This is a genomic window from Winogradskyella alexanderae (genome assembly GCF_020166335.1).
Lineage (GTDB): Bacteria > Bacteroidota > Bacteroidia > Flavobacteriales > Flavobacteriaceae > Winogradskyella > Winogradskyella alexanderae.
Window position 1 is genome coordinate 1 of record NZ_JAIUJR010000020.1, and the last position, 5,093, is coordinate 5,093.

Annotated in this window: 5 protein-coding genes; 1 reads left to right on the plus strand and 4 read right to left on the minus strand. The window is 33.5% G+C overall.

Annotated features, from left to right (window positions below; translation table 11 throughout):
- Nucleotides 1–328: 328 nt before the first annotated feature.
- The 3 genes from LBU54_RS14995 to LBU54_RS15005 all read right to left on the minus strand — a co-directional run bounded on the left by LBU54_RS14995 (nt 329) and on the right by LBU54_RS15005 (nt 2,212).
- Entirely contained in the window at nt 329–823 is a 495-nt protein-coding gene (locus tag LBU54_RS14995) for a Cif family virulence factor (protein ID WP_224531886.1), read from the minus strand.
- 180 nt (nt 824–1,003) lie between these two features.
- Nucleotides 1,004–1,585 carry a pyridoxine/pyridoxamine 5'-phosphate oxidase gene (locus LBU54_RS15000; RefSeq protein WP_224531889.1) on the minus strand — a complete coding sequence of 194 codons (582 nt, stop codon included), beginning with the start codon at nt 1,583–1,585 and terminating at the stop codon, nt 1,004–1,006.
- A gap of 207 nt (nt 1,586–1,792) precedes the next feature.
- The gene (locus LBU54_RS15005; protein WP_224531890.1) at nt 1,793–2,212 is read right to left on the minus strand and encodes an LIC_13387 family protein; all 420 of its coding nucleotides are present in this window, start codon (nt 2,210–2,212) and stop codon (nt 1,793–1,795) included.
- 80 nt (nt 2,213–2,292) lie between these two features.
- On the opposite strand from LBU54_RS15005, the gene LBU54_RS15010 reads away from it, so the two are divergent.
- Entirely contained in the window at nt 2,293–2,910 is a 618-nt protein-coding gene (locus LBU54_RS15010) for a TetR/AcrR family transcriptional regulator (protein ID WP_224531892.1), read from the plus strand.
- Nucleotides 2,911–3,109: 199 nt separating this feature from the next.
- Here the strand turns inward: LBU54_RS15010 and LBU54_RS15015 are convergent, their stop codons facing one another.
- Nucleotides 3,110–4,984, minus strand: coding sequence for a serine hydrolase domain-containing protein (locus tag LBU54_RS15015; protein ID WP_224531894.1), 1,875 nt, complete (start codon nt 4,982–4,984; stop codon nt 3,110–3,112).
- Between the last annotated feature and the right edge of the window lie 109 nt (nt 4,985–5,093).

Below are 5,093 nucleotides of genomic sequence, written 5' to 3' on the forward strand. Positions count from 1 at the left end.
AGAAGTTTCATGAACTAAATTACTTTTAACCGACGATGTCGCACGTTTTGGCTCGAAGCCCGTCGAAGGCGATTGTCTGAGGTATAGCTGTTATATTAATTTGGTTTAACCCTTGAGATGATAACACGTCTACTTTAAGATGCCTTGTCTGCGTAGCAGCGCAGATTGAAGTTCGCCTTCGGCGAATGTGTTATCATCGGTCTCGTATAACCGTCAGTTACGGGTTTATATGAGTTAATTTTCGGTTTGGCACTGACTTTAGCAATTCCGAATGGATTCGGACGTAGTCGAATCCGCCGTAATTGCGGTTATACATTGTTGGCAATAGTTATTTTTCCAATTTATTAGTTGTGGCTACTTCTCTATGTAATTTCCATTTTCCATCCCTCTTGTCCTTTTTTAGTATGGCCAAGAAGGTATCCTCAATTTCTACCGGTTCACCTTTTTCATTGGTGTAATAAACAGAGCTTGTTCCAAAGTCATAAGCTATACTATCACTTACAATAATTGTTTCTTTAGGATTCATAATCAAACTGTCATAACTAAAAGAACCAACAGGTTCATTTCGTAATCGTTTATATTCTTCCCAAGTCCCACAAATGGGTGTTAATGATATTATATCTTTAGTACCAAAATTTCTTAAATCAGCATAGCGTTTTTCTTTAATGGCTAATTGAAATCCGCTCCGAGTCTCTTCAATAGACGCTAATTCAGCTTGAATATCAATCTCGTTTACATCTGTCGCTTTGATTTCCGATTGACTATTTTTTTCATTGCAAGAAATCAAAAATAATGTTAAAAGGATAAGTATTACATTTTTCATTTTATTTTGGATTTATAGTTATCTCCTAATTATTGCCAACGGTCTCGTATAACCGTCAGTTATGGTTTTAAAGTTAATGTTTTTCGGTTTAGCACTTACGTTAGCAATTCCGAGTGGATTCGGACGTAGTCGAATCCGCCGTAATTGCGGTTATACATTGTTACCTGCTGGCTTTTCATTTTATGGTTGTATTTGTTTTATGTTCCACTTATCATTTTTCAGTTCATAAAGTTTTCTGTCGTGAAATCTGGTCTTTTTGAACTCCATAAATTCAATTCGTATAGGTTTAATTGAAAACCCGCTCCAGTTTTTTGGTTTCTCTATTTTTTTGTTTTCAGCAACTCTGTTCTGTATTTTGTCTTCAAGTAACTTTAAATCATCAACCTCTTTTCCTTGTTCACAAATTAAGGATACAGCTTTTGAGTTTATATTTCTTGTGTCAAAATATTTTTCTGCTAATTCTACCTTAATTTCAGTTGCTATTCCTTGAATTCTCACTTGTCGCTCTGTTTCAGTCCACCAAAAAGTCAATGAAACTTTGCTATTATTTTTGATTTCAATTCCTTTTCTTGAATTCAGTGGTCCAGTTATAATGAAAGAATCATTTATTATTTCTTTAAAGGATACAAATCTTGCGTTTGGAAAGTTGTCAATTCCAATAGTTGATAAGCAAACTGCTGTTGGAATTCTAACTTTGGTAAGATTCAATTCCTTATCATACCATTTTTCAAAAAGCAATATTGGATTATTAATTTTTCCCATTTGGTTTGTTCAGCTTGCAGTTAATGTCCTCGTATAAAAAACGTAGCCGACCTTTCGCATCGTTTCTTTCCGCACACGTTTGATTTTTGTTTTAAAAGGGGAATTATAAATATAGCCAATTTTGGCTATGTTTTTTATGCGTTGTTGTAGCCAGTTTTGGCCATAAATGTAGTTTATCGTTACTTATAAATGCGTTATATTTGTCCATTAAGGCTGGTTTTTCTGCTGAATAAATGATAGAGTGAAGCCAAAAAATGCTAAGCCAGTAAGTATGATTGGAACAACAAAAAGATATTTTACTGTTAGGAACATACAGACCAATGCAACTAATATGTTTAAAAAAAAGATGTTTTTGGGTACAAGGCTAGTTTTGTTGTTTCGTATAAAAAACAAGTTGATAAGTCCGTAAGATGCCAGTATTAAACCCATTATAAGGCTAAAACCTTGGTAAAAGGAGTAGATATTGGTTTCTGTCCCTACTATAGTTATAATCAATTCTTTCATGGTATTTATATAGCCTATTTGCTCAGAAGTTTTAGGACTAATTAAATCCGTAGCAATATGACCAAGTCCAACCACGATAAATGCCCAACAAGCAATTTTGTAACTAACTTTTGATAGATTCATAATTGTTTTAATAATTTAGGTCAAAATTACTAATTTATTTTTAATTAGGTCAAAGTTACTAATTATTTTATCGTAGAGGGATGAAGAAAACAAAACAAAAAATAGCAGATACCGCTTTACATTTATTCAATATGAAGGGTTTGTCACAGGTTACGCTTCGCACCATAGCCAAGGAAATGGGTATAAGTCAGGGCAACTTGAATTATCACTACAAAAAACGAGAAGATATTATCGAAGAAATCTACTATCGGTTGGTGAAAGAAATGGATGACAGCATGGATAAAATAAAGGGGGCGGACATTGGGCTAACCTTATTTTCAGACATTACAGCTGCAGTCTTACAGAACTCTTTCAAGTACCGTTTTTTCTTCTTTGATTTTATCCAAATTATGCGTGAAAACAAAAAGATTAAAAGGCACTACAAAAGTCTTGTAGATATAAGGAAAACACAAATTATCACTTTTTTTGATCAGCTGGTTCAAGGAGGGCTGATGCGAGAAGAGCAACTTCCCAATGAATATACCTTTTTGTATAAGAGATTTCAAATCTTTGGAGATTTTTGGATGGCATCTGCTGAAATTGAAAAAAAACAAATTTCAGAAAAGACTATTGTCGAATATTTGGAAATAATCACACAATCAATTTATCCTTACCTGACAGAAAAAGGAATTAAAGAATACAATTCGTTGAACTTTTAACTATAGTTAATCTATAGTTTTGTGGAAATATGCTCGAAAATTTGCTTCTGTATTTCTTTAATTGGCTACAATGGTTTTGTGTATGGCTCGTTGCGGATAACCAGCTATGATTTTCCGCCGTATGCGAAAGATAGCAAATTGCAATGAATTCCAATTAGGAATTCAGCCCCAATGAGCTATACAGGTTGTTGTGCATAGTTTAATAATTGTATCCGATTAAATTCCAAAAGTTTAACCAGACAATCCATAAAATATTTATGATCACCATCACATAGTTGAGTCTCCACAAGCCTACATTTCTTTTTCTAATGGATTTTATCAAAACGAAAGCCGACCAAATCATTAGAACAATTATGATTGGCGGTAAAAGCAAAGAAATTTTTGCAGAAACAGGAAGACCATATTGAAATTCGTAGGGATCGGTTTTCATTAAGACTAAACTAAATGTGGATAAGAATAATAAACTGAGTAGAGAAATACTAAAATTCAATTCTTCTAATGTTTGTAACTTCTTTTTTAGAATAAATCTACGGATTAAGCTTCCAATAATGAAAATTACAAAGATGATGACTATACCTGCTATGAGAATTAGTTGAAATCTAATGGATTCAAACCATTTCACTTTATGATACGATTGCGTATCCCTGAAGAAATATGATATTTCGCCATTTTTATCTTCTTTAAAAGCAACATACTTTTTCTTGTTTTCAGCAAAAAATGTAAGATCAGAAATTGGAAGAAGGCTTTCATTTAATTTTTCCACAAAAAGACGCCCATCCTTCGTGGTTATATTTATCTCAGGTGTAAGTCCTATGAATAGGCCCACCTTTTCCAAAGTAGACTGCGCGTACCGTGTTGGTCGATAAGTCCCTTCAAATGCTTTTAGAGGTTTAGATACCGAACCTATTTGGGGTGCTTCTGTATACAATTCTTTTCCATTAAACGAGGGAAACATTTTTTGAAATAAAACTTCTGTAAACCCTTGAATAAAACCTCTGTTTGTTCTATTTTTTAAGCTTGAAGCATTTATAGAAATAAAAATACCTATATTTTGATTAGGAATAAGCGCCAAGGTACTAGCAAAACCATCGATATCTCCTTCATGCTTTACAATTCTAAAGCCATTCCAATGATCTTCATAAAAACCCCATAACCAACTATTTTGGGCTTTGTCATAATGTTTAAAAGCAGAACTAAACATTTTTGAAACGGTTAGACTATCTAATAGTTTTTTATCCTTGTATGTGCCGTAATTGAGAAGCATAGACATGTAATAGCTCATTTCCTTAGCTGTCGAAGTCATTGAGCCCGCAGGATATTGTAGAACAAAACTGTCTTTATAGGCAACTAGCTTGTTACCTCTTAAGTTATAACTTTTCGAATAGTTGTTTTGGTGAAATTCTTGCCTTTTAAAACCACTTAAATGCATATCTAGTGGATCAAGAATATTTAGCCTTAGGTACTCGTAGAATGGAACACCAGAAACATCTTCAACAATAAGACCAAGTATTGCGTAACCAAAATTTGAATAAGATAAGACTTCTCCAGGTGGTCTTATCTGTGGTGGTATTCGTTTTTTAACATATTCATTAAGTGGAATAAATTCTTCTTCTGTTCGTACGCGGTTTTCTAGGTTAGACTCATCAAAACCACCTGTATGCGTTAGAAGGTTTCTAATTGTGATAGGCTTATCAAATTTATAATCCAGCTGAACTGATTTGAGATATGTGTTTACATCTTCGTCAAGCGAAATTTTTCCCTGTTCGTAAAGTTTCATTATTGATACCCCAACAAAGGTTTTGGAAATAGATGCTATACCAAACAGTGTTGTCGAACCCGATACAGCTATATTTTTTTCAATGTCTGCCAAACCATAACCTTTACAGTGTACAATTGAGTCACCTTGGACCAACACAAATGTAGCTCCAGGAATTTTTAGGGAATCAATAGCGGTATTAAACTGGAAGTCTATCCAATTTTTCAATTCGGATGATGTGTTATCTGTGTTTTGAGAATATGAAGAAAACCAAAATGTGAAGAACCCGAGTATAAAAATATATTTTGCTCTCATCATTGAATCAGAATTATGCACAACGCCCTGCTAAACGCAGTTCCGTATTGCGAATGAAAAGATAATAAATTCTGTAGCAATAATTGGAGAAAAGGACTTCCTTATACTCTCT

Excerpts from the sequence above, each read along its gene's own strand:
- LBU54_RS14995 (WP_224531886.1), bottom strand. The coding sequence starts at position 823 with ATGAAAAATGTAATACTTATCCTTTTAACATTATTTTTGATTTCTTGC.
- LBU54_RS15000 (WP_224531889.1), bottom strand. The coding sequence starts at position 1,585 with ATGGGAAAAATTAATAATCCAATATTGCTTTTTGAAAAATGGTATGAT.
- LBU54_RS15005 (WP_224531890.1), bottom strand. The coding sequence starts at position 2,212 with ATGAATCTATCAAAAGTTAGTTACAAAATTGCTTGTTGGGCATTTATC.
- LBU54_RS15010 (WP_224531892.1), top strand. The coding sequence starts at position 2,293 with ATGAAGAAAACAAAACAAAAAATAGCAGATACCGCTTTACATTTATTC.
- LBU54_RS15015 (WP_224531894.1), bottom strand. The coding sequence starts at position 4,984 with ATGATGAGAGCAAAATATATTTTTATACTCGGGTTCTTCACATTTTGG.